General features: G+C 59.3%; 22 protein-coding genes, 4 tRNA genes and 1 riboswitch. Of the genes, 8 read left to right on the forward strand and 18 right to left on the reverse strand.

The window, feature by feature from the left end:
• Nucleotides 1-53: 53 nt before the first annotated feature.
• Both cheR and ACA046_RS24720 read right to left on the reverse strand, forming a co-directional pair.
• On the reverse strand, nt 54-881 hold the full coding sequence (gene cheR / locus ACA046_RS24715) for a protein-glutamate O-methyltransferase CheR (protein ID WP_010165768.1): 828 nt from the start codon (nt 879-881) through the stop codon (nt 54-56).
• A gap of 43 nt (nt 882-924) precedes the next feature.
• Nucleotides 925-1,857, reverse strand: coding sequence for a chemotaxis protein CheV (locus ACA046_RS24720; RefSeq protein ID WP_003214250.1), 933 nt, complete (start codon nt 1,855-1,857; stop codon nt 925-927).
• An 80-nt stretch (nt 1,858-1,937) separates the two neighbouring features.
• Here ACA046_RS24720 and flgA point away from each other — a divergent pair, with 80 nt between their 5' ends.
• From flgA to ACA046_RS24740, 4 genes are all read left to right on the forward strand, one after another.
• On the forward strand, nt 1,938-2,702 hold the full coding sequence (flgA, locus tag ACA046_RS24725; RefSeq protein ID WP_459023088.1) for a flagellar basal body P-ring formation chaperone FlgA: 765 nt from the start codon (nt 1,938-1,940) through the stop codon (nt 2,700-2,702).
• A gap of 141 nt (nt 2,703-2,843) precedes the next feature.
• Nucleotides 2,844-3,167 (forward strand): flagellar biosynthesis anti-sigma factor FlgM, encoded by a 324-nt coding sequence (gene flgM, locus ACA046_RS24730; protein ID WP_003214254.1) that lies wholly within the window; start codon nt 2,844-2,846, stop codon nt 3,165-3,167.
• 48 nt (nt 3,168-3,215) lie between these two features.
• Entirely contained in the window at nt 3,216-3,683 is a 468-nt protein-coding gene (gene flgN / locus ACA046_RS24735; protein WP_076015033.1) for a flagellar protein FlgN, read from the forward strand.
• A 95-nt stretch (nt 3,684-3,778) separates the two neighbouring features.
• On the forward strand, nt 3,779-4,528 hold the full coding sequence (locus ACA046_RS24740) for a flagellar brake protein (RefSeq protein WP_076015032.1): 750 nt from the start codon (nt 3,779-3,781) through the stop codon (nt 4,526-4,528).
• A gap of 60 nt (nt 4,529-4,588) precedes the next feature.
• Here ACA046_RS24740 and ACA046_RS24745 read toward each other — a convergent pair whose 3' ends face one another.
• On the reverse strand, nt 4,589-5,971 hold the full coding sequence (locus ACA046_RS24745; protein WP_459023093.1) for an MFS transporter: 1,383 nt from the start codon (nt 5,969-5,971) through the stop codon (nt 4,589-4,591).
• Between the two features lie 342 nt (nt 5,972-6,313).
• Nucleotides 6,314-6,390: transfer RNA gene (locus tag ACA046_RS24750), tRNA-Arg, on the reverse strand.
• A 337-nt stretch (nt 6,391-6,727) separates the two neighbouring features.
• On the opposite strand from ACA046_RS24750, the gene ACA046_RS24755 reads away from it, so the two are divergent.
• On the forward strand, nt 6,728-6,955 hold the full coding sequence (locus tag ACA046_RS24755) for a hypothetical protein (RefSeq protein WP_459023095.1): 228 nt from the start codon (nt 6,728-6,730) through the stop codon (nt 6,953-6,955).
• Nucleotides 6,956-6,975: 20 nt separating this feature from the next.
• Nucleotides 6,976-7,155, forward strand: a complete 180-nt coding sequence (locus tag ACA046_RS24760; RefSeq protein ID WP_318301830.1) for a PA3371 family protein — start codon at nt 6,976-6,978, stop codon at nt 7,153-7,155.
• Nucleotides 7,156-7,253: 98 nt separating this feature from the next.
• On the opposite strand, the gene ACA046_RS24765 is transcribed toward ACA046_RS24760, so the two are convergent.
• Nucleotides 7,254-7,559: a hypothetical protein gene (locus ACA046_RS24765; protein ID WP_497675163.1), complete on the reverse strand. Its 306-nt coding sequence runs from the start codon at nt 7,557-7,559 to the stop codon at nt 7,254-7,256.
• Nucleotides 7,560-7,591: 32 nt separating this feature from the next.
• Here ACA046_RS24765 and ACA046_RS24770 point away from each other — a divergent pair, with 32 nt between their 5' ends.
• On the forward strand, nt 7,592-7,918 hold the full coding sequence (locus ACA046_RS24770) for an Arc family DNA-binding protein (RefSeq protein WP_003175643.1): 327 nt from the start codon (nt 7,592-7,594) through the stop codon (nt 7,916-7,918).
• 104 nt (nt 7,919-8,022) lie between these two features.
• Here the strand turns inward: ACA046_RS24770 and mgtE are convergent, their stop codons facing one another.
• From mgtE to ltaE, 8 genes are all read right to left on the reverse strand, one after another.
• Nucleotides 8,023-9,465 (reverse strand): magnesium transporter, encoded by a 1,443-nt coding sequence (gene mgtE, locus ACA046_RS24775; RefSeq protein WP_076015027.1) that lies wholly within the window; start codon nt 9,463-9,465, stop codon nt 8,023-8,025.
• 339 nt (nt 9,466-9,804) lie between these two features.
• Nucleotides 9,805-9,881, reverse strand: a tRNA-Arg gene (locus ACA046_RS24780).
• A gap of 72 nt (nt 9,882-9,953) precedes the next feature.
• Nucleotides 9,954-10,030 (reverse strand) — tRNA-Arg (locus tag ACA046_RS24785).
• Nucleotides 10,031-10,138: 108 nt separating this feature from the next.
• Nucleotides 10,139-10,229, reverse strand: a tRNA-Ser gene (locus tag ACA046_RS24790).
• 62 nt (nt 10,230-10,291) lie between these two features.
• Nucleotides 10,292-10,480 carry a carbon storage regulator CsrA gene (gene csrA / locus ACA046_RS24795; RefSeq protein ID WP_002554426.1) on the reverse strand — a complete coding sequence of 63 codons (189 nt, stop codon included), beginning with the start codon at nt 10,478-10,480 and terminating at the stop codon, nt 10,292-10,294.
• A 185-nt stretch (nt 10,481-10,665) separates the two neighbouring features.
• Complete coding sequence (locus tag ACA046_RS24800) at nt 10,666-11,907, reverse strand: aspartate kinase (RefSeq protein ID WP_076015026.1); 1,242 nt, start codon at nt 11,905-11,907, stop codon at nt 10,666-10,668.
• Nucleotides 11,908-12,002: 95 nt separating this feature from the next.
• Nucleotides 12,003-14,621 (reverse strand): alanine--tRNA ligase, encoded by a 2,619-nt coding sequence (gene alaS / locus ACA046_RS24805; protein ID WP_167663715.1) that lies wholly within the window; start codon nt 14,619-14,621, stop codon nt 12,003-12,005.
• A 146-nt stretch (nt 14,622-14,767) separates the two neighbouring features.
• A complete protein-coding gene (gene ltaE / locus ACA046_RS24810; RefSeq protein WP_459023102.1) occupies nt 14,768-15,772 on the reverse strand; it encodes a low-specificity L-threonine aldolase in 1,005 nt (334 codons plus the stop codon).
• Nucleotides 15,773-15,962: 190 nt separating this feature from the next.
• Nucleotides 15,963-16,132: riboswitch (FMN riboswitch) on the forward strand.
• Nucleotides 16,133-16,243: 111 nt separating this feature from the next.
• Between ltaE and ACA046_RS24815 the strand changes: the two genes are divergently transcribed.
• On the forward strand, nt 16,244-16,753 hold the full coding sequence (locus ACA046_RS24815; protein ID WP_076015023.1) for a 6,7-dimethyl-8-ribityllumazine synthase: 510 nt from the start codon (nt 16,244-16,246) through the stop codon (nt 16,751-16,753).
• Between the two features lie 118 nt (nt 16,754-16,871).
• Here the strand turns inward: ACA046_RS24815 and astE are convergent, their stop codons facing one another.
• The 5 genes from astE to astA form a co-directional block, all read right to left on the reverse strand.
• Complete coding sequence (gene astE / locus ACA046_RS24820) at nt 16,872-17,876, reverse strand: succinylglutamate desuccinylase (RefSeq protein WP_497675164.1); 1,005 nt, start codon at nt 17,874-17,876, stop codon at nt 16,872-16,874.
• An 11-nt stretch (nt 17,877-17,887) separates the two neighbouring features.
• Nucleotides 17,888-18,178 carry a hypothetical protein gene (locus ACA046_RS24825; RefSeq protein WP_003214319.1) on the reverse strand — a complete coding sequence of 97 codons (291 nt, stop codon included), beginning with the start codon at nt 18,176-18,178 and terminating at the stop codon, nt 17,888-17,890.
• A 23-nt stretch (nt 18,179-18,201) separates the two neighbouring features.
• Nucleotides 18,202-19,548: an N-succinylarginine dihydrolase gene (astB, locus tag ACA046_RS24830; protein ID WP_497675165.1), complete on the reverse strand. Its 1,347-nt coding sequence runs from the start codon at nt 19,546-19,548 to the stop codon at nt 18,202-18,204.
• A gap of 156 nt (nt 19,549-19,704) precedes the next feature.
• The gene (gene astD / locus ACA046_RS24835; protein ID WP_497677135.1) at nt 19,705-21,174 is read right to left on the reverse strand and encodes a succinylglutamate-semialdehyde dehydrogenase; all 1,470 of its coding nucleotides are present in this window, start codon (nt 21,172-21,174) and stop codon (nt 19,705-19,707) included.
• Nucleotides 21,171-22,196, reverse strand: coding sequence for an arginine N-succinyltransferase (astA, locus tag ACA046_RS24840; protein ID WP_076015018.1), 1,026 nt, complete (start codon nt 22,194-22,196; stop codon nt 21,171-21,173). The genes astD and astA overlap by 4 nt, the downstream gene beginning before the upstream one ends.
• Nucleotides 22,197-22,208 lie beyond the last annotated feature (12 nt).

Below are 22,208 nucleotides of genomic sequence, written 5' to 3' on the forward strand. Positions count from 1 at the left end.
GCCATAAAAAAAGGGAGGCCTGTGCAGGCCTCCCTTTTTTGTTCAAGCATTCATCACTTGGCCTGGTAAATGATCCCAGGACTGCACTGCACCATCTGGTAATGATCCGGCAAACCGTTCAGCGCCTCGGAAGCGCCAAGGAACAGATAACCACCGCGCTTGAGGGTGCCGTGGATACGCAACAGAATGTCTTTCTTCACCTCGGCCGAGAAGTAGATCAACACATTGCGGCAGAACACCATGTCGAACTTGCCCAGGCTGGCGTAGCTGTCCAGCAGGTTGAACGAGCGAAACTCGACCCGGCTCTTGATCGGCGCCTTGACCGCCCAACGCCCCGCGCCTTTAGGATCGAAGAAACGCTGCAAGCGCTCCGGAGACAACCCGCGCCCCAGTGCCAGGCTGTCGTACTCACCGGTCTTGCAGTTGGTGAGCATGGTGCCGGACAAATCCGTGGCCACAATTTGCGCCCCGGCCTTCAACTGGCCCATGTTGGTCCGCTCGAACTCATCGATGGACATCGAAATCGAATACGGTTCCTGCCCCGACGAACAGGCGGCCGACCAGATGCGCAGGCGCTGGCCCGGTGCGGCCTTGATCGCCTCAGGCAGCACCTTGTTCTTGAGCACTTCAAACGGATAGGTATCGCGAAACCACAAGGTTTCGTTGGTGGTCATGGCATCGACCACCATCTCCTTGAGCCCGCTGCGCGGCTGGCCCTGGATCCGTTGCACCAACTCCCCGAGGGACTTGATGCCCTGCTGCTCCATCAGTTTGTTGAGACGGCTGGATACCAGGTACTGCTTGTTTTCACCGAGCAATATGCCACAGGCTTTTTCCAGGAAGACCCGGAACTGTTCGAAATCCAAATTACCCGTAGACAATGATACCGCCTCTTAAATCGTGTGACCGCCAGGGAAAAGGCCCCTAGCCGTGATCTGCTGCCTTGATCCGGTCGACTACCCGGGATGCCAGGTCATCAGGGCGGAATTTGGCCAGGAAGTCATCAGCACCGACCTTCTTGACCATCGCCTGATTGAATACACCCGACAACGAAGTATGCAGGATGATATGTAATTTTTGCATGCGTGGGTCGTTGCGTATCTCGGCCGTGAGGGTGTAGCCGTCCATTTCCGGCATCTCGATGTCGGAGATCATCATCAGGAATTCTTCTTCCGGCTTCTTGCCCTCGTCCACCAGCTTGCGCAGGTAATCCAGGGCCTGGCGACCGTCATTGAGCGCCACCACTTCAACGCCAACCGTCTGCAGGCAACGGGACACCTGTTTGCGCGCCACCGAGGAGTCATCCACCGTCAACACCCGCAGCGAGATCGCCTTGTGCGCGGTTTCGGCGTCTACCACACCCACCGAAATCGCCTCCGAGGTCGGGGCCACTTCGGCGAGGATTTTCTCCACGTCGATGATTTCCACCAACTGGTTGTCGACCCGCGTCACCGCCGTGAGGTAGTGATCGCGGCCGGTGCCCTTGGGCGGCGGATGGATCTCTTCCCAGTTCATGTTGACGATGCGCTCCACCGAGCGCACCAGGAAACCCTGGGTCTTGGTGTTGTACTCGGTGATGATCACAAACGGGCTCTCGCGGTCCTGCAAACCCGCCGAACCGGTGGCCATGGCCAGGTCAAGAATCGGGATGGTCGCGCCACGAATATTGGCCACACCGCAAACCACCGGGCTGGACTTGGGCATTATTGTCAGCTTGGGACACTGCAGCACTTCCCGAACCTTGAAGACGTTAATCCCGTACAACTGCTTGCCGTCCAGACGGAACAGCAGCAACTCCAGGCGATTCTGCCCCACCAGCTGTGTGCGCTGGTTTACTGAATCCATTACACCGGCCATGCCCAGACTCCTACGCTAAAACTTAGGGGTACGACGCGTACCCAACACTAAACGGCACGAGCTTTGCTTTTTTATTGGCCATGGACATCAAAACGACAGTTTCCCGACGCTCCCGATCCCCACAGTACCGCAGATTACTCTGCGCCTCGATGGCGTTGCTTGCCTTGGCTACGGGCCAGCCGGCCCGCGCCGATAACGTCACCTTGCCTGATCTACTTATCGGCGTCACTCAAGGCTTTCTTGAGTTCACTGTAGAAGATTATCTGGCGACGACCCAGACACCGGGCCGCTATGAAATCCAGGTCAACCAGTTGGATCCGCGCCTGCGCATGCCCATGTGCGACAAGGAATTGACAGCCTCCCTGGAGAGCCCCGCCCAACCCATCGGGCGCGTGACCGTGAAGGTGCGCTGCGAAGGCGCCTCGCCCTGGACGGTGTTTGTACCGGCCCAGGTCAAATTGTTTCGCGACGTCGTGGTGGTGACCCGCCCGCTGAAACGCACCGGAATCATTGGTTATGAGGACGTTGCGATGCGCGAACGGGACATCAGCCAAATCAATCAGGGCTATCTCACGTCCCTGGACCAGGCGCTCGGGCAAAAACTTACCCGACCAATGGTTGCCGACCAGGTGATTACCTTGGTTCATCTTGAGCAGGCCGAAGTGGTGCGCAAAGGTGACCAGGTGGTGATCTCCGCCAGCAGCGGCGGCCTGAATGTAAAAATGCCGGGGGAAGCCCTGTCCAATGGCGGCATGAGTGAGCAGATTCGCGTGAAGAACCTCAACTCCAACCGCGTGATCAAGGCCCGGGTGACGGCACCGGGGCAAGTTGAGGTGGCTTTATAGATCACTGGCATCGGACGCCGGCTTTTCCTACACTGTGCGCAAAGCGGTATCGCGTATAGGTTTATTGTCAATCGAGCCTAAAGTTTGTCCGGGTATGGCCGAAAACATGGCAAGCGTCCAAATACCCAGAGGTTTTTTAACATGGTCATCGATTTCAGTCGTTTGAATAACGCCCTGCCAACGCCCGGATCTTCGCGCACCAACGGTGCCAAAGACAGCGTTGAAGCCAAGTCCCAGCCTCTGCCTGCCAAGACAGAACAGGCCGGTGCCAGCCAAAGCGGGGAATCGGTACACCTGAGCAATGAGGCTCAACAGTTGCAGAAGGTCACTGACTCGCTGAGCGATCAACCGGTTGTCAACAAAGCCCGCGTGGCCGAATTGAAGCAGGCGATTGCGGATGGCAGCTATAAGGTCGACAGCAACCGTGTAGCCAGCAAGCTGCTTAACTTCGAAGCTGAGCGCTAGGCAAAGGCCTGCGCCAGGCTTTTGGACGCTTAAACCCCAAGGCCAGCCATGCACGACGAAAACTTGCTACAACTGATCATTGAAGACCTGCCTCCTGCACAGCAGTTGCTGGAGCTACTTCGGGAAGAGTCCCTGGCCCTGTTCGGCCGGGACATGCGCATGCTGGAAGAAATCCTGGCGCGCAAGCAGTCGCTGATCGTCCTGCTGGAACAGCACGGCAAGAAGCGCAGCCAGATTCTCCTCAGCCTGGGCCTCTCGGCCGACCACAAGGGCCTGGAGCAACTCGCCAGCCACTCCACGGTGGGCGACCAGTTGCTGGCCCAAAGCAAAGAACTTAACCAGTTGCTGACCCTGTGCCAGGAAACCAACATTCTCAACGGCCAGGCGATCCAGCTTCAGCAAGCCACCACCGCCAATCAGTTGCGTATCCTCCACGGCGGCGAGCCTCCGGCCCTCTACAACGCTCAAGGCTCTACCTCGCGCCTGGCCAAGCCAAGCACCCGCAGCCAAGCCTGAAACCAGCTTAAGCGCGCCCTATCCAAGGCGTGTCACATGCTGGCAAAATGAAAGCACTTGCGTGTAGTCGTATTTTGTCTGGAGATGGAAGAACCGTGTTCAACGCCCCTAACGCGGAAGATGCTCCGCAGCCACCCAAGGTACTCACCACGCCGCTGGAAATCGCTGGCACCTTGCGGATGCTGCAAGAGAGCCATGATCCGCTGATCATCACCTTCCACGAACGCAACCAGCGCTTTCAAAGCTACCTGGTGGAAATCGACCGGGACAGCCAGACGCTGGCCCTCGACGAAATGATCCCGCGGGACGGCGAACGCTACCTAGAGAATGGCGAAGCTTTCCGTATCGAAGGTTTTCACGATGGCGTGCGGGTGGCCTGGGAAAGCAACGGCACCCTGACCACCGACGAAGCCGGCGGCCACCGCATTTACCGCGGCAGCATGCCCGACGAAGTGATTTACCATCAGCGTCGCAATGCCTTCCGCGCCGCCCTGAAGCTGGCGCAACTGGTCGGCGTGGAGCTGGGTGGCGACAAACTCAAGGCCCCCATCAGCGGCAAGCTGCTGGACATTTCCGCCACTGGCTGCAAATTGCGGTTCGAAGGGGACATCTCCGAGCGCCTGCAACTGGGCCAGGTCTACGACCGCTTCATCGCCGCCCTGCCCTTTGGCAGCATGACCACCTCGGTGGAACTGCGTTACCTGCACTTCGAAGAAAGGATCAACACCACCTTCGCCGGCGTACGCTTTCATAACATGAGCGGGCTGGTGCAGCGTCAGGTCGAGCGGTTTGTGTACCAACTGCAGCGTGAAGCGCGCCGCTTCGACAAGGACGATGATCTTTAAACACTAAGGGTCGCGATAAAAAAACGGGCAGCTCCTCAAGGGAACTGCCCGTTTTTGTTTTCAGGGACGCGCCCTGCTCAAGTCGTGGGGGTGCTCATCCGGGTCCGGATGCTCCGGGGGCTCGGTGACCGTTGATGGCTCCTCCACCTCAGGATCGACTTCAGGCTCAGGGTCCGGAACGGCGGTCTGCATCTGGTCCTGCACCACCTGCTCATCCACACGCGGGTCGAGGCACGCCACCAGCGGCGAGCTGGACATGCTGTCGGGCATCGCTACGTGATGCAGCGGTGCATCGTCCACCTGATGCAGGTTGGTGACTGCCTTGGGCCGAATGCGCCAAACCAGGATCAACGCACACAGGCTGAAAAACGCATACAGCATGTGGCTGCCGAACAGCTTCATCACCACACCGGCCAACAACGGCCCGATACTGGCACCGACACCGTAGGTCACCAGCAACATCGCCGTGAGCGACACCCGGCGATCGCCCTCGACGTGGTCGTTGGAAAACGCCACGGCCAGCGGGTACAGGCAGAACTGCACCAGGGAACAGAGAAAGCCCGCAACAAACAGCACTTCCAACGGCACTTGGGTCATGATCGCCAACGGCAACGCAGCCACCGCCAGGCACAAGGCAAAGCAGCGAATCAACAGCGCGCGGTCATACCGATCAGACAACCAGCCCAACGGCCATTGCACCAGCAGCCCGGCGAAAATACAGCTACCCATGAACAGACCGACCTGCTCGGTGGTCAGCCCCTGCTGGGACGCGTAAAGCGGCGCCAAACCGTAGAACGAACCCACGATCAGCCCGGCGCCCAACACCGTACTGAGGGATTGCGGCACCCGTTTGATAAAGAAGCGCGGCTCCATCGGCGCAGGATGCAGCGGTGCCGGGTGAATACGGCGAGTCATGGCCACCGGCACCAGGCACAGCGCAAAACACAGCGCGACCAGCATCAGCAACTCAAGGCCCAACTCAGGGTGCATCACAAGGATCAGTTGGCCCAGCACCAGGCCGAGGTACGAAGCAATCATATAGCCGCTGAACACCGCACCGCGCTGCTTGGCTTCAGCCTGCTCGTTAAGCCAGCTCTCGATGACCATGTACTGGCACATCATGCCCAGGCCGACAATCATCCGCAGCACAATCCAGGCTGGCAGCCAGTTGATCAGCCCGTGGCCCAACACTGCCGCGCCGACGATCCCGGCACAGGTGGCGTAGGCCCGGATATGCCCGACGCGGCCAATCAGGCGGTGACCGATCTTGCCCCCCAAGACCAGGCCAAAATAGTTGGCGGCCATCAACGCACCCACCCACAGGCTGTCGACGTGATCTGCCGCCAGGCGCAAGGCCAGGTAAGTACTGAGCAGGCCGGAGCCGATCAGCATCATCAGGGAAGCAAAATAAAGGGCTCGAAAAGGTTTCCAGATCTGGCGCATCGGCGTTCCGAGCGGCTCCTTGCAATGGGGTTCAGGGCTATCGGAATGATAGTCCCGGGTCGTCGGGTCCGGACAGCCAAAACACGCGGTTGCCGGGGAATATTTTGCTCATGCCAATTGGCTACGTGTCAGACGCTCGACAGTGACCTGCGAGGTACACGATGCCGACGAATACTTGCGCCGCTTCGCCCTTGCCTCCCGTGTGAACCTCAAACGCGGGCAAGGTTCGGTTGGTGTTTGAAAAGACTGGCGACCACAGGGGCCCAGCCACAAAAAAGCCCCGCCAGATAGATCTGATCGGGGCTTTCTGAAGTTCTGGCCGCGTGGGCAGGAACGATTATGTGGTGTCCCAGGGCCGGTTCGAACGGCCAACCTTCCCCTTAGGAGGGGGATGCTCTATCCAATTGAGCTACTGGGACAAATGACAGCCAGCCGGCCAAGAGCACGGCGACGGACGGCGTGCATGTTAACGGCGCAGGTCAATTTTGTCATGTCGTCCGTGGGCTTTTTGAGTGTAGGCCTATGCCCGCGGCACCAAGGCTCATTCCAGGCAATGATTGCGGGCAATTCGCAACCGTCGTGCAAAATGCATTACCCCAAAATGCCATCATTGCAAATTGCAACATCACGACAACATAGGACATATATAACTATTTGATTTTAAAGGATTTATTATCAAATAAAGACTGGCACGGCGCCTGCAATCCTTTATCCTACAAATACAGTCCGGCCCAGCCATCTGCGGAGAACATGCCCATGAACAGCGCAATTCTACTAGCCCTCAATACCGTTGCTCTGGCTGCGCTGGTGATGTTCCATTTTCAATCTACAACCGCTGATGATGCCGCGCAGGTCAGCCAGGCGATTCCCCATCACCTCCAGCAGCGCCCGCAGCTGGCAGTCATGAAGCCGAACATGCAATCACCGCTGCAACTGACCCAGGGCACTCAGGCCGCCCCTTCGACTGAACACTGGGTTTTCTGAACCGCTTACCGGAGTATTCCATGACCAAGTCCGCCTGGTTGTTTCTAACCCTGGCCCTGGCCGCCGCCGGCCTCGGCTTGAACGTATTGTCGCAAGATGTACAGACCGTCTCATTCGTTGCCGCCGGCGTGTTTGGCAGCCTGTGGGTACTGGCAATCATCATTGGTCGCCGCATCAAATTCGACCCCGTATTGCGCTGAATCCCTCCGCTCGTCGTCCTCTTGCAAATAGCAGCCACCCTCAGGCTCACCCGTCCGAACAACTGACCATATGTCGCTCCGCCCTCGTAAATTGGCAATTAGCCACTAATCTTAAAGTTAAGGGCAAAAGGCCATATTGCTATAGGATGTGCGCCCGAAAAGCCTTTTGCGCCCAGGGCCTGCGGCCTCAACACACTTTTGGGTGCGTCCGTGGAAAAGTTTTCCAACCAGTCCGCAAATTTTGAAATGAGTACTGGCATAAAGCCGGTAGCCGGTTCAATATTTGTCACGGAATTGACGCCAAGGAACTGGCAAATCTGAGGCATGATGCGGCCTCTTTGCAATTCAGGTTGAACATTTGGCAGCAAGCCTTGTCCTAACATGCATCTTGCGGCCAATTCCAAAAACCGCTCCCCTGAACTAACCGGTTAAATATATGCGCCCATTGAAACAGGCAATTTATTCCAGCCGTACGGCTGACAAGTTCGTCGTACGTCTGCCAGACGGAATGCGGGAACGCATTGCCGAGGTGGCTCGCAATCATCACCGCAGCATGAACTCCGAAATCATCGCACGCCTGGAACAAAGCCTGATTCAGGAAGGTGCGCTGGGCGACGAGCTGAGCATGCGCCTGGACAGCCCCGAGCTGTCACTGCACGAACGCGAACTGCTGCAGCGTTTTCGTCAGCTCTCCCACCGTCAGCAAAATGCTCTCGTCTCGCTTATCGCTCACGACGTTGAGGCAGCTGCAGAAGCCAACTGATTGGCAACCGAAAGCTGAAAGCCAGCCATGGGCTGGCTTTTTTTTGCCTGGGATTTGGTAAAGAAAGGATCAGGGGGCAAAAGCCCCCTGACCTATAGAAGGGATCAAAGCAGGAAGATGGTTGCCAGGCCAAGGAAGATGAAGAAGCCCCCACTGTCAGTCATGGCGGTGATCATGACACTGGCGCCCATGGCCGGGTCGCGCCCAAGGCGTACCAGGGTCATAGGAATCAGAACCCCCATCAAGGCCGCCAACAGCAGGTTAAGCGTCATCGCCGCGGTCATGACCACGCCGAGCGACCAACTGCCATACAGCAGGTACGCCACGATGCCAATGACACCACCCCACACCACGCCGTTGATCAGCGCGACCGCAAGCTCCTTGCGCATCAAACGCTTACCATGGCCGGTACCCACCTGATCCAGCGCCATGGCACGCACGATCATGGTGATGGTCTGGTTACCCGAGTTACCGCCGATCCCGGCCACGATCGGCATCAGCGCCGCCAGGGCCACCAGCTTCTCGATGGAGCCTTCAAACAGGCCAATAACCCTTGATGCAATGAACGCGGTAATCAAATTGACCGCCAGCCAGGCCCAGCGGTTACGCAGGGACTTCCAGACTGACGCAAAAATATCTTCTTCTTCCCGCAGACCGGCCATGTTGAGGACTTCGCTTTCGCTCTCCTCACGAATCAGGTCGACCATTTCATCGATGGTCAGACGGCCGATCAGCTTGCCGTTCTTGTCGACCACCGGGGCCGAGATCAAGTCATAACGCTCGAACGCCTGGGCGGCGTCGTAAGCGTCTTCGTCGGGATGGAAACTCACCGGATCACTGGCCATGACGTCCGCGACTTTCTTGTCCGGGTCATTGACCAGCAGGCGCTTGATCGGCAGCACGCCCTTGAGAATGCCTTCGTTATCGACCACGAACAGTTTATCGGTGTGGCCTGGCAGCTCCTTGAGGCGGCGCAGGTAACGCAGAACCACTTCCAGGCTGACGTCTTCGCGGATGGTGACCATCTCGAAGTCCATCAGTGCGCCGACCTGCTCCTCGTCGTAGGACAACGCCGAACGCACGCGCTCACGCTGTTGAGCGTCGAGGGTTTCCATCAGCTCATGGACGACGTCTCGCGGCAGCTCGGAAGCCAGGTCAGCGAGTTCGTCGGCATCCATGTCCTTGGCGGCGGCCAGGAGCTCGTGATCGTCCATGTCGGCGATCAGGGTTTCACGGACCGAGTCGGATACTTCGAGGAGGATGTCGCCGTCGCGGTCAGCCTTGACCAACTGCCACAGGGTCAGACGGTCATTAAGCGGCAAAGCTTCGAGGATGTAGGCGACGTCGGCAGAGTGCAGGTCATCGAGCTTGCGTTGCAGCTCGACAAGGTTTTGCCGGTGGACCAGGTTCTCGACCCGATCATGATTCGCGCCTTCCTGGCGATGCGTCAGGTCTTCGACCACGCGCTGGCGCTGCAGCAGCTCGACGACTTGAGCCAGGCGATCCTGCAGGCTTTCCTGTGTTTTCTTTACTTCAACTTCGGTCATAGGCGAACTCCACTCCCAGCAGCAGGGCACGCCGGAAGGATCAATCAGTCAATTCATGATTGGTAAAACGGGGTACTGAGTAACTACTGGGTAAGTCCATGGAGGTGTTCCACAAGCCCCGGCGGGGCTGACGGGCGCAATGATACACCGGGCGGCCGCTTTTAACGTCAAAAAACTGGAAAGAACAAGCGCTTGCGACACAAAGCTGAGCATTGGCCACACATATGAACTGCGACGACGCAGCTCAAAAGGAAAACACATGGGCGGGAGAAAAAGACGTCGCGGGAAATAAAAACCCCAGACGGCAAAAAGCCCGCACAAGGCGGGCTTTTTGTTGTTTGGTGCACTCGACAGGATTCGAACCTGTGACCGCTCGGTTCGTAGCCGAGTACTCTATCCAGCTGAGCTACGAGTGCAGATTGTGTTTTTAGACCAGATCACAACTGGTTGAAGCCAAGTTACCTGCATTGCTGCAACTAACTCTTAAATGGTGCACTCGACAGGATTCGAACCTGTGACCGCTCGGTTCGTAGCCGAGTACTCTATCCAGCTGAGCTACGAGTGCATTTGTTGCCGCGCATTATAGGCCGTTCAATCTCTATGTAAAGCTATTTTTTCGTTTAGTTTCAACAACTTAGCGAAAAAACCAGATTGCAACGTACTAAGCAAATAATGGCGGAGAACGGGGGATTCGAACCCCCGACACCCTTTTGAGGTGTACTCCCTTAGCAGGGGAGCGCCTTCGGCCACTCGGCCAGCTCTCCGCAACACGGGGCGTATATTAACCAGCTTCATCCCCGTTTGCAAACATAAAAAACGATAAAAATTAATGGCTTGGTTCTTCGTCCTTCTCTTTCTTGATCCGCAGGTAGATTTCCTCGCGGTGGACAGCCACCTCTTTCGGAGCGTTAACCCCAATACGCACTTGATTGCCTTTGACGCCGAGCACGGTCACGGTGATTTCGCCATCACCAATAATCAGGCTTTCTGCGCATCGACGAGTCAGAATCAGCATACCTTTCTCCTCACGCATTTCATTTCGGGAACAACAGTCTGCAAAAAAAAGGCATTCGACCTACAACCAATGGTCATAGCCCTACCTGCCTAAGTATTGTCGAGCCCAGGTAAAAGAACAGGTCTTCACCACGCGCCCGACAAAAAAATGAAAGGCGCGGATAACCGCGCCTTCCTGGCAACGCATCACTCGCCCTGTCGGGCCGGAGCGTCCAGCTCAAAAGCGGTATGCAGTGCGCGTACAGCCAGTTCCAGGTACTTCTCTTCGATCACCACCGACACCTTGATTTCCGAGGTGGAGATCATCTGGATGTTGATGCTTTCCTTGGCCAGGGCTTCGAACATGCGGCTGGCAACGCCCGCATGGGAACGCATGCCCACGCCCACGATCGACACCTTGGCAATCTTGGTATCGCCGACCACTTCACGGGCGCCGATTTCCTTCGCGGTGTTCTGCAGGATCCGCTCCGCCGCATCGTACTCGTTGCGATGCACGGTGAAGGTGAAATCGGTGGTGTTATCGTGCGAAACGTTCTGCACGATCATGTCGACTTCGATGTTCGCGCCACTGATAGGGCCCAGAATCTTGAAGGCCACGCCCGGGGTGTCTGGCACGCCACGGATAGTCAGCTTGGCTTCATCACGGTTGAAAGCGATACCGGAAATGATCGGCTGTTCCATGGATTCCTCTTCATCAATAGTAATGAGGGTGCCCGGACCCTCCTTGAAGCTGTGCAGTACGCGCAGCGGAACGTTGTACTTGCCGGCGAACTCAACGGCACGGATCTGCAACACCTTGGAACCGAGGCTGGCCATTTCCAGCATCTCTTCGAAGGTGATCTTGTCCAGGCGCTGAGCCACGGGCACAACCCGCGGGTCGGTGGTGTAGACGCCATCCACATCGGTGTAGATCTGGCACTCGTCAGCTTTCAGGGCTGCCGCCAGGGCCACGCCGGTGGTGTCGGAACCGCCACGACCCAAGGTGGTGATGTTGCCGTGTTCGTCGACGCCCTGGAAACCGGCGACAACCACTACACGACCGGCCTTCAGGTCAGCGCGAATCTTCTGATCATCAATCTGCAGGATGCGTGCTTTAGTGTGCGCGCTATCCGTAAGAATGCGGACCTGGTTGCCAGTGTAGGACACCGCCGGCACACCACGCTTGTTCAGCGCCATGGCCAGCAACGCGATGGTCACCTGCTCACCGGTGGAAATGATCACGTCCAGCTCACGGGGAACCGGTTGCTGATCGCCACTGATTTGCTTGGCCAGATCGATCAGGCGATTGGTCTCGCCGCTCATGGCCGACAGCACCACCACCAGGTCATCGCCGGCATCGCGGAATTTCTTAACCTTGTCGGCGACCTGCTCGATTCTTTCGACAGAGCCGACCGAGGTGCCTCCAAATTTCTGTACGATCAAAGCCATTTCTAAGCCGCCTCAGCCCGTAAAGGGGCGCCTGTTATTCAATCAACCAGCACTGACTGAGCCCGCGACTAGACCACGGGCCCATTAACAGCGTCTTAAATACCTGCCTCGACAAACGGCACGGTCAGGGCCAGGGCCGCGTCCAGGGCGCCGGCGTCAACACCACCGCCTTGCGCCATGTCCGGACGACCACCGCCCTTTCCGCCCACTGCCGCGGCGGCTTGCTTCATCAAATCACCGGCCTTGAGTTGGCCAGTCAGGTCTTTGGTTACACCGGCAACCAGAACGACCTTCTCCTCATGGACACTGCCGAGCAGGATCACTGCGCGGCCGAGCTTGTTCTTCAACTGATCGACCAAGGCCAACAGCGCCTTGCCGTCCTGACCGTCCAGGCGCACGGCCAGCACTTTCACACCTTTGACGTCCAGGGCGGAAGCCGACAGATCGTCGCCCGCCGCGCTGGCCGCCTTGGCCTGCAACTGCTCCAGCTGTTTCTCCAGCTGACGGTTGCGCTCCAGTACGCCGGAGAGCTTGTCGATCAGGTTGTCGCGGCTGCCCTTGACCAGGCCGGCCGCTTCCTTGAGTTGTTCTTCTGCCGCATTGAGGTAGGCCAGGGCCGCAGCGCCGGTGATCGCTTCAATACGACGCACGCCGGAAGCCACACCGCCTTCGCTGATGATTTTCAGCAGGCCGATGTCGCCGGTACGGCTGGCGTGGATACCGCCACACAGCTCCACCGAGAAGCTGCCGCCCATGCTCAGTACGCGCACTTCGTCGCCGTACTTCTCGCCAAACAGCGCCATGGCGCCTTTTTTCTTGGCGGTCTCGATGTCGGTTTCTTCGGTTTCCACCGGGGTGTTCTTGCGAATCTCGGCGTTGACGATGTCTTCCAGGGCCTTCAACTGCTCAGGCTTGATCGCCTCGAAATGACTGAAGTCAAAACGCAGGCGCTGGCTATCCACCAACGAACCCTTCTGCTGCACATGCTCACCCAACACCTGACGCAACGCGGCGTGCAGCAAGTGAGTGGCCGAGTGGTTCAAAGCAGTTGCATGCCGTACGTCGGCATCCACCTGAGTGTCCACCGGCGCGCCGACGGTCAGGTTACCCAGCACCAGCACGCCGTGGTGCAGGAAAGCACCGCCGGTCTTGGTGGTGTCGCGCACTTCGAAGCGACCGGAGGTGGAGCTCAGGAAACCGCAGTCACCGACCTGGCCGCCGGACTCAGCGTAGAACGGGGTCTGATCCAGGACTACAACGCCCTCGTCACCTTCGTTCAGCACGTCGACCGACTTGCCGTCCTTATAGATAGCCACGATCTTGGCCGAGCCAACGGTGGCTTCATAACCAATGAACGAAGTCGCTACATCAACCTTTACCAGGGTGTTGTAGTCCAGGCCAAAGGAGCTGGCGGAACGGGCACGCACACGCTGGGCTTCCATCTCACGCTCAAACCCGGCTTCGTCGATGGTCAGCTCGCGTTCGCGGGCGATGTCGGCGGTCAGGTCCATCGGAAAACCGTAGGTGTCGTACAGCTTGAACACCACGTCGCCCGGCACCACGGTGCCTTTGAGCTCAGCCAGATCCTGCTCGAGAATCTTCAGGCCGTGTTCCAGGGTCTTGGAGAACTGCTCTTCTTCAGCCTTGAGCACGCGCTCGATGTTGGCTTGCTGCTGCTTGAGTTCCGGGAAGGCTTCGCCCATCTCAGCCACCAGCGCGGCAACGATCTTGTAGAAGAAGCTGCCGGTAGCGCCCAGCTTGTTACCGTGGCGGCAGGCGCGACGGATGATGCGGCGCAGCACGTAGCCACGGCCTTCGTTCGACGGCAATACACCGTCGGCGATCAGGAAACCGCAGGAACGGATGTGGTCCGATACAACCTTGAGCGACGACTGATTGTCGTTGGCACAGCCAATGGCCGCGGCCGAAGCGCTCAGCAAGTTGGTGAACAGGTCGATCTCGTAGTTGGAGTGAACGTGCTGCATCACCGCACTGATCCGCTCCAGGCCCATGCCGGTGTCCACCGACGGCGCTGGCAACGGATGCAACACGCCATCGGCGGTGCGGTTGAACTGCATGAACACGTTGTTCCAGATTTCGATGTAGCGGTCGCCATCTTCTTCCGGCGAGCCCGGTGGGCCGCCCCAGATGTCGGCGCCGTGATCGTAGAAAATCTCGGTGCAAGGGCCGCACGGGCCGGTATCGCCCATGGTCCAGAAGTTGTCGGAGGCGTAAGGCGCGCCCTTGTTGTCGCCGATGCGAATCATGCGCTCGGCTGGCACCCCGATTTGCTGGGTCCAGATGTCGTAGGCTTCGTCATCGGTGGCGTAGACGGTCACCCAGAGTTTTTCCTTCGGCAGCTTCAGCACGCCGGTCAGGAAGGTCCAGGCGAAGGTGATCGCATCTTTCTTGAAATAGTCGCCGAAGCTGAAGTTACCCAGCATCTCGAAGAATGTGTGGTGGCGGGCGGTGTAGCCCACGTTTTCCAGGTCGCTGTTCTTGCCGCCGGCGCGTACGCACTTCTGGCTGCTGGTGGCGCGGGTGTAGGCGCGCTTTTCCTGGCCCAGGAAGCAGTCCTTGAACTGGTTCATCCCCGCGTTAGTGAACAGCAGGGTTGGGTCATTGCCTGGGATCAAGGAGCTGGAGGCGACACGGGTGTGACCTTGCTCTTCGAAGAAGCGAAGGAAGGCTTCACGGATTTCTGCGCTTTTCATTAGGTTATTCCACGGAGGCTGCGGCCAAAGGCCAGTGCTAAACGTCATCAGACGGAGCGACGGCAAAGGGCCGCATTATATCGGCCCTTTGCCCGTGGTACAGCGTGTTTATGTGATAGAAACAGTCAATTAGACGGTCTGCACTGTCATTTCCGGGAAAACTCGACAAATGTCGCGAGCACTTGCTCGATCTGTGCCCGGCTGACGTCCAGATGAGTGACCATGCGCAGACGCGACGCGGCGCTCAACTTGATCCCGCGCTCGGCAGCAAACACCTTCAACGCCTCAGCCCGATCACCGATATCCACGTAGACCATGTTGGTCTGCACCGGCTCCACCGTGTAGCCCGCCTTGCGCAGTTCATCCCCCAGCCATTGGGCGTTGGCGTGGTCGTCGGCCAGGCGCTGCACCTGGTGATCCAGGGCGTACAGCCCCGCCGCTGCCAGCGAGCCGGCCTGGCGCATGCCGCCACCGACCATTTTGCGCAAACGGCGGGCCTTGGCGATCAACGCCGTGGAGCCGCACAACACCGAGCCGATCGGGGCGCCCAGGCCTTTGGACAGGCACACCGACACCGAATCGAAGTGCTGGGCGATCTCCCGCGCATCCACCCCCAGCTTGACCGCCGCGTTGTAGAGCCGCGCGCCATCCAGGTGCAAGGCCAGGCCGTGTTCCCGGGTAAACGCCCGCGCGGCCGCCAGGTATTCAAGGGGCAATACTTTGCCCTGCATGGTGTTTTCCAGCGCCAGCAAACGGGTGCGGGCGAAGTGGAAGTCGTCCGGCTTGATCGCCGCCAGCACGTGCTCAAGGTTCAGGGAACCGTCGGCCTGCACTTCCAGGGGTTGCGGCTGGATAGAGCCGAGAACCGCCGCGCCGCCGCCTTCGTATTTGTAGGTGTGAGCCTGCTGACCGACGATGTATTCCTCGCCACGCTCGCAGTGCGCCATCAACGCCAGCAGGTTGCTCATGGTGCCGGTGGGCACGAACAACGCGGCGGCAAAACCCAGGCGCTTGGCCAGTTCGGCTTCCAGGCGATTGACGCTCGGGTCTTCACCGTAGACATCGTCACCGCTGGCGGCAGTCGCCATCGCGTCGAGCATGCCTGGGGTGGGCTGGGTCACTGTGTCGCTGCGCAGGTCAATCACGGTCATCAAACTAGCCTCTAGCGGATTGGGGCATTTCTTGTGTTAACGATTACTGCGGGCAAACCCGCGGAATATCAAGCCCCGGGCTTGCACAATCGAATACCAACCAAACAAACCGATATAGGTTATCGATAAACCAACCGTGCAGTTTCTGAAAAACCATGATAAAAACTCTCCGCCGCCAGGGTTCTGGTGGCAACGTTCTCAGGGCGGGGTGTAATTCCCCACCGGCGGTAATTGCACGCAATGTGCATAGCCCGCGAGCGCTTGGCGCCTCGAACTGCCTCGGCAGGACGGCGACAAGGTCAGCAGACCCGGTGTGATCCCGGGGCCGACGGTCATAGTCCGGATGAAGAGAGAACGGGATTGGCACCTAAGGGCCGCGCTGACGTCATGTTTCCATGAGCCAGCTGTGCGTACCCTTAAATCCCATTCGATTCATAACGCCCTGTTTTTTTCTTAAACAGGAGTCAGAACATGCAACCCACCGCAATCGACAGCAAAAGCAAAAACCATCACGGCGAGCGTGTCGCGTTTATCCAGGCCTGCTGGCACAAGGATATTGTCGACCAATCCCGTAAAGGTTTCCTCGCCGAAATGATCGCCCAGGGCTACCAGGAATCGGACATCGATTTCTTCGAAGTCGGCGGCGCCTTTGAAATGCCCCTGCACGCCAAGCTGCTGGCCAAGTCCGGCCGTTATGCCGGTATCGTCGCGGCCGCCCTGGTGGTGGACGGCGGCATCTACCGTCACGAGTTCGTGGCCCAGTCTGTGGTCAGCGGCCTGATGCAGGTTCAGCTGGAAACCGAAGTGCCAGTGTTCTCGGTATCCCTGACTCCGCACCACTTCCACGCGGGCAGCGAGCACCACACGTTCTTTTATGAGCACTTCGTGCACAAAGGCCAGGAAGCGGCACGCACCTGCGCCGACACCCTGCACAAGGTTCGCGCACTGCGCCGCAATGAGCCACGGGCGGTAGCGGTTTAAGCGACACTGTAGGAGCTGGCTTGCCTGCGATGGCATCACCTCGGTGCGCCTGACAGACCGAGTTGATGCCATCGCAGGCAAGCCCGCTCCTACATTTTGACCGAGTCAGTCTCGGGGTTCAGGCCAGGCCAACATCCGTGGTCGGCACAATCAATATCCCCGCTCGCAAGCCATTCTTGACCTTCGGGTTCGGGAAGATGATGCGCGCGCCCTCCTCCTCGATCACCCAGCGGGTCTTGGCAATGTCCTCGGCCAACAGATACCCCTTCTCCAACTCCGAAAAGTTTTCCACGTCCGCCGGCAAATGCAGGACGAAGGCATCGCTGTGCTTGATCACTTCCCGGGAGACGCTGAACAGCTTCAGGCCGTCCAGGCTCTCGGTGGTGGGCTCGTTGCCTTCGATGATCCGCTTGAGGCGGGCTTCCAGGCGCGATACGTCCACGCCCTGGTTATGCCCGAACGGCCGGGCCTTGCCCAGCTCCAGGGTGAAGGACTCGGCCTCCAGCTGCTCGTAGGTAAACGCGGTGAAGGTAATCGAAGTCTTGTTCTGCAACAGCACCGCTTCCATGCCGGCAGCTCGCAGGCGCGCCAATTCATGGCGCGAATGCTGGCGACCGTCTTTCCACGGGTACAGCGCGAACTGCTCGATCTTCGAGCCACGGATGGCGGTGTGCAGGTCGTAGTGCAAACGACTACGCCCAGGCACGCTGAAAAAGGTGCGGGCCAACTGCTCAAGCTCGGCGGCGCGCATGGCTTCAGGGCCAATGCTTTGTTCATGACGGCCGTTGAACAGCCGGTTGACGTCCAGTTCGAGGTAACGCTCGCCGCGGCGCATGGCCTCGGGGTTACCGAACAGGAACAGAATACGGGTACGGGGCTTGATCTCCCCGCGGGCAATGCCTTGCAGCAAGCGGTCGGCCAATTCGATTGGCGCGGTTTCGTTGCCATGGATGCCGGACGACAGCAGCACATCGCTGCCGTTGTCCCGCGCCTCAGGAGGCCGCACTTCAAGCGCGCCCTCACTGAGCCAGCGCAGTTGCACGCCATCGACAGTCAGTTGAATTTTTTGCGCCGGTTCGCGACCGGCGAGGGTCAGTTCAAGCAGTTTGCCGAGGGCGAGCATAAGCAGCTTCCTTAGTGGTTGCAGCCAGGACCGTGGACGTGATCGTCGTCATCACCTTCAACGTCGGCCGGTTCCATTTCCAGTTGCAGGCTCATCAGGTTGGTGGCCAATGGGCGCATCAGCAGGTTGGCGTATTCCGCGTCGCCTTCTTCCACGTCAACGCCGATCAGCAGTTGGCCACGGCCGTCGTGCTGGATCCAGATCTCCTTGCCCTGCCACACCACGGCAACGCGGGTGCAGGAGGTTTCCAGCTGGGTGCCGTCGGTGTCTTCAAGGATCAGTTTCAGGGTGTCGGTGGTCATAAATAGTTCTCAGCCGTGCGGCGTTAATTGATCTGGAAAGGATAAACCGAGCCCAGTTTAAGGATTTGCGTCAGTTCATCCAGTGCCGTCCGGCACTCAAGCAGCAATTGCGGGTCAGCCAGGTCGGTTTCCCGCAGGCTGTCGCGGTAGTGCTTGTCGACCCATTGGGTCAGGGTGTCGTACAACGGCGCCGTCATGATAACCCCTGGGTTGACCGCCGCCAGTTCGGTTTCATTCAACGCTACGCGCAAGCGCAGGCACGCCGGGCCACCGCCGTTCTGCATGCTTTGCTTGAGGTCGAAGACTTTGACTTCGCGGATCAGCCCGCCGGAAGACGTCAGGCCTTGCAGGTACTGCCAGACGCGTTCGTTGGCGCGGCATTCTTCCGGCACGATCAGCAGCATCGAACCGTCGGCGCGGCTCAGCAACTGGCTGTTGAACAGGTAGGAACGCACCGCATCTTCAACGCCAACCTGGGCACGGGGCACGCAGATCGACTGGAAATTGCCGCCGAGCTTGCCGAGCTTGCCCTGCAATTCGCCGAGCATCTGTTCGGTATTGAGGAACGCGTCCTCGTGATAGAACAGCACCTCGCCATTGCCCACTGCGATCACGTCGTTGTGAAACACACCGGCATCGATCACCGCCGGGTTCTGCTGGGCGAAGACCACGCCGTCATCCCGCAGGCCGTGCAGGCGAGCGACTGCCTGGGAGGCCTCGAGGGTCTGGCGCGCCGGGTACTTTTGCGGCGCCGGGTAGCGGGTGTCGAACGCACTGCGGCCGAACACGAAAAACTCTACGCCCGCCTCGCCATAGTCCCGGCAGAAACGCGTGTGGTTGGCCGCGCCTTCGTCGCCGAACTGCGCCACCGCCGGCAACGCGGCGTGGTGGGCGAAGTGTTTGCTATCGGCAAACATCGCCCCCAGCACGCGGCTGGTGGTCGGGTGTTCGATGCTGCGGTGGTATTTGCAGTTGAGGTTGGCGGCGGTGAAATGCACGCGGCCATCGGCTGTGTCGGCGCTCGGGCTGACGGTGGCGGCGTTGGCCACCCACATGCTCGACGCCGAGCAGCTGGCAACCAGCAGCGGCATGGCTTGCTTGGCGGCCTGTTGGATGACTTGTGCGTCGGTGCCGGCAAAACCGAGGCTGCGCAAGGCGGCCACATCCGGACGTTCCTGGGGCGCCAGCACACCTTGCACAAAGCCCATTTCCATCAGGGCTTTCATCTTCGCCAGGCCTTGCAGCGCCGCTTCCTTCGGGTTGGAGGACTGCTGGCTGTTGCTCTGGGACGCGACGTTGCCGTAGGACAAACCGCCGTAGTTATGGGTCGGCCCCACGAGACCGTCAAAATTGACTTCACAGGATTTCATCGGCGAGGCTCCACGAACATCTGTTTTTATAGGCATCAAATTTCTTGAATACACCACAGATCAAATGTGGGAGCGGGCTTGCTCGTGAAGGCGGTGTGTCATTCAACATTTCAAGTGACTGAACCACCGCCTTCGCGAGCAAGCCCGCTCCCACATTTAGATCAGCGTCACACCGGGCGTCAATGTGGCTGGCAGCACCAGGCTCGGGGTTTCAAGCGAGGCCACCGGGTACGCACAATAATCCGCCGCGTAATAGGCGCTGGCACGATGGTTACCCGAAGCCCCCACACCACCAAATGGCGCGCTGCTCGCGGCACCCGTCAGCTGTTTGTTCCAATTGACGATCCCAGCACGGCTCTCCAGCCAGAACTGCTGGTAACGCGCTTCGGAATCCGACAGCAACCCGGCCGCCAAGCCGTATTGGGTGTTGTTGGCCTCGGCAATCGCCGCCTCGAAATCAGCGTAGCGAATCACTTGCAGCAGCGGGCCGAACAGCTCTTCGTCAGCGCGATCCGTGACCTCGGTCACATCGATAATCCCCGGCGTCAGCAGCGCAGCCTGGGCCTGGGGTTGAGTCATTTCCAACAGCGCCACGGCGCCATTCGCCAACAGCAGTTCCTGGGCATCCATCAACGCCTTGGCGGCACCGAGGGAAATCACCGAGCCCATGAACGGCGCAGGCGTTTGATCAAACGCGCCGACTTCAATGGTCGAACTCACCGCCACCAGGCGCGCGAGCAACGCATCACCCCAGGCGCCTTCAGGCACCAACAGGCGACGGGCACAGGTGCAGCGCTGGCCGGCCGAGATAAATGCCGACTGGATAATGGTGTACACCGCCGCGTCCACGTCGGCCACTTCGTCCACCACCAGCGGGTTGTTGCCGCCCATTTCCAGCGCGAGGATCTTGTCCGGGCGCCCGGCGAATTGCTGGTGCAGATGGTTGCCGGTGCGGCTGGAGCCAGTGAAGAACAAACCGTCGATACCCGAGTTCGCCGCCAGGGCGATCCCGGTTTCCCGCGCGCCTTGCAGCAGGTTCAAAACGCCCGCCGGCAGGCCAGCATCGATCCAGCATTGCACGGTCAGCTCGGCGACTTTCGGGGTCAGCTCGCTCGGTTTGAACAGTACGGTGTTACCCGCCAGCAAGGCCGGCACGATATGCCCGTTAGGCAGGTGACCCGGGAAGTTGTAAGGACCAAACACCGCCACCACACCGTGGGGCTTGTGACGCAATACGGCAGTGGCGTCGCCCAGTGGGCCGCTCTTCTCGCCGGTACGTTCGCGGTAGCTTTGCACCGAGATCGCGACCTTGTTGACCATGCTGGTGACTTCAGTCGCCGATTCCCACAATGGCTTGCCGGTTTCCTCACCGATGCAGCGGGCGAGTTCGTCCGCACGGCTTTTCAGGTTGGCGGCGAAGGCTTCCAGCACGCTCAGGCGTTCTTCCAGGGAGCGCTTGGCCCAGGCTGGAAATGCCTGGCGTGCGGCCTGAACGGCAGACTCGACCTGCTCGGTGGTAGCGCCATTACCCGACCACACGACCTGCTGGGTCACCGGGTTCAGCGACTCAAACACTTCACCCTGGCCAGCCAGCCACTCACCTGCGATGTATAGCGAATTCATTATTTAGACTCCCGGGCAGCGGACAACGGTACGGCACGCACTTGATCACCGGCGATCAGTTGCAGGCGCTTGGCGGTCTGTTGATCGACCACCAGGGTGCCCGCAGCCAACCGCGCCGGTGCTGCGGTGATGCGGCAATCTTCGCGTTTACGGTTATGGATCAGGAACGGCGTGGCGTCGTCACCCGGCGTACCAATCGCCAGCACCAGCGCCTCGCTGTCGCGTACCGCGCGGATCTTGGTGGTTTCACACTCCACCGCCGGGCCTGCGTCGAAGATGTCGACGTAACCCTGGTAGCTGAAACCTTCGCTCTTGAGCATGCTCAAGGCCGGCTCGGTGTCGGTGTGGACCTTGCCGATCACGTTGCGTGCGTCCTCGGACAGGAAGCAGCTGTACAGCGGAAACTTCGGCATCAGCTCGGCGATAAACGCCTTGTTGCCTACGCCGGTGAGGTAGTCGGCCTGGCTGAATTCCATCTTGAAGAAGTGCCGGCCCAGGCTTTCCCAGAACGGCGAGCGCCCGGCTTCGTCGGACATGCCGCGCATTTCGGCGATGATCTTGTTGCCGAACAGCTGCGAAAATTCCGCGATAAACAACAGGCGTGCCTTGGCCAGCATGCGACCGTTAAGGCCGTTGCGGTAATCGGCGTGCAGGAACAACGAGCACAGCTCGGAGTTGCCGGTCAGGTCGTTGGCCAGGAACAGCGTCGGGATTTCGCGGTAGATGTTCAGCTCCTGGGAGGCACTGACCGTCAGGCCGACCCGGAAGTTGTACCAAGGCTCACGCAGGCCGACGGCGCCGGCGATGGCGGAAATCCCCACCACGCGGCCTTCGTCGTTTTCCAGCACGAACAGGTAATCCGCATCACCACGCCCGGCTTCGCCGCGAAAGGTCTTTTCAGCCCAGCCGACCCGATGGGTCAGGCGCTCTTCATTGGCCGGCAAGGTGGTGAGGCCGGTGCCGGTGCTGCGCGCCAGATCAATCAGGGCCGGTAAATCGCTGCTGCGTACGGGACGAACGATCATGCTATCTCCTCA

Source organism: Pseudomonas sp. LBUM1641, assembly GCF_059716235.1.

Coding starts and splice junctions, on each gene's coding strand:
- ACA046_RS24720 (WP_003214250.1), bottom strand. CDS start 1,857: ATGGCCGGTGTAATGGATTCAGTAAACCAGCGCACACAGCTGGTGGGG.
- flgA (WP_459023088.1), top strand. CDS start 1,938: ATGGACATCAAAACGACAGTTTCCCGACGCTCCCGATCCCCACAGTAC.
- flgM (WP_003214254.1), top strand. CDS start 2,844: ATGGTCATCGATTTCAGTCGTTTGAATAACGCCCTGCCAACGCCCGGA.
- flgN (WP_076015033.1), top strand. CDS start 3,216: ATGCACGACGAAAACTTGCTACAACTGATCATTGAAGACCTGCCTCCT.
- ACA046_RS24745 (WP_459023093.1), bottom strand. CDS start 5,971: ATGCGCCAGATCTGGAAACCTTTTCGAGCCCTTTATTTTGCTTCCCTG.
- ACA046_RS24755 (WP_459023095.1), top strand. CDS start 6,728: ATGAACAGCGCAATTCTACTAGCCCTCAATACCGTTGCTCTGGCTGCG.
- ACA046_RS24760 (WP_318301830.1), top strand. CDS start 6,976: ATGACCAAGTCCGCCTGGTTGTTTCTAACCCTGGCCCTGGCCGCCGCC.
- ACA046_RS24770 (WP_003175643.1), top strand. CDS start 7,592: ATGCGCCCATTGAAACAGGCAATTTATTCCAGCCGTACGGCTGACAAG.
- mgtE (WP_076015027.1), bottom strand. CDS start 9,465: ATGACCGAAGTTGAAGTAAAGAAAACACAGGAAAGCCTGCAGGATCGC.
- csrA (WP_002554426.1), bottom strand. CDS start 10,480: ATGCTGATTCTGACTCGTCGATGCGCAGAAAGCCTGATTATTGGTGAT.
- ACA046_RS24800 (WP_076015026.1), bottom strand. CDS start 11,907: ATGGCTTTGATCGTACAGAAATTTGGAGGCACCTCGGTCGGCTCTGTC.
- alaS (WP_167663715.1), bottom strand. CDS start 14,621: ATGAAAAGCGCAGAAATCCGTGAAGCCTTCCTTCGCTTCTTCGAAGAG.
- ltaE (WP_459023102.1), bottom strand. CDS start 15,772: ATGACCGTGATTGACCTGCGCAGCGACACAGTGACCCAGCCCACCCCA.
- ACA046_RS24815 (WP_076015023.1), top strand. CDS start 16,244: ATGCAACCCACCGCAATCGACAGCAAAAGCAAAAACCATCACGGCGAG.
- astE (WP_497675164.1), bottom strand. CDS start 17,876: ATGCTCGCCCTCGGCAAACTGCTTGAACTGACCCTCGCCGGTCGCGAA.
- ACA046_RS24825 (WP_003214319.1), bottom strand. CDS start 18,178: ATGACCACCGACACCCTGAAACTGATCCTTGAAGACACCGACGGCACC.
- astB (WP_497675165.1), bottom strand. CDS start 19,548: ATGAAATCCTGTGAAGTCAATTTTGACGGTCTCGTGGGGCCGACCCAT.
- astA (WP_076015018.1), bottom strand. CDS start 22,196: ATGATCGTTCGTCCCGTACGCAGCAGCGATTTACCGGCCCTGATTGAT.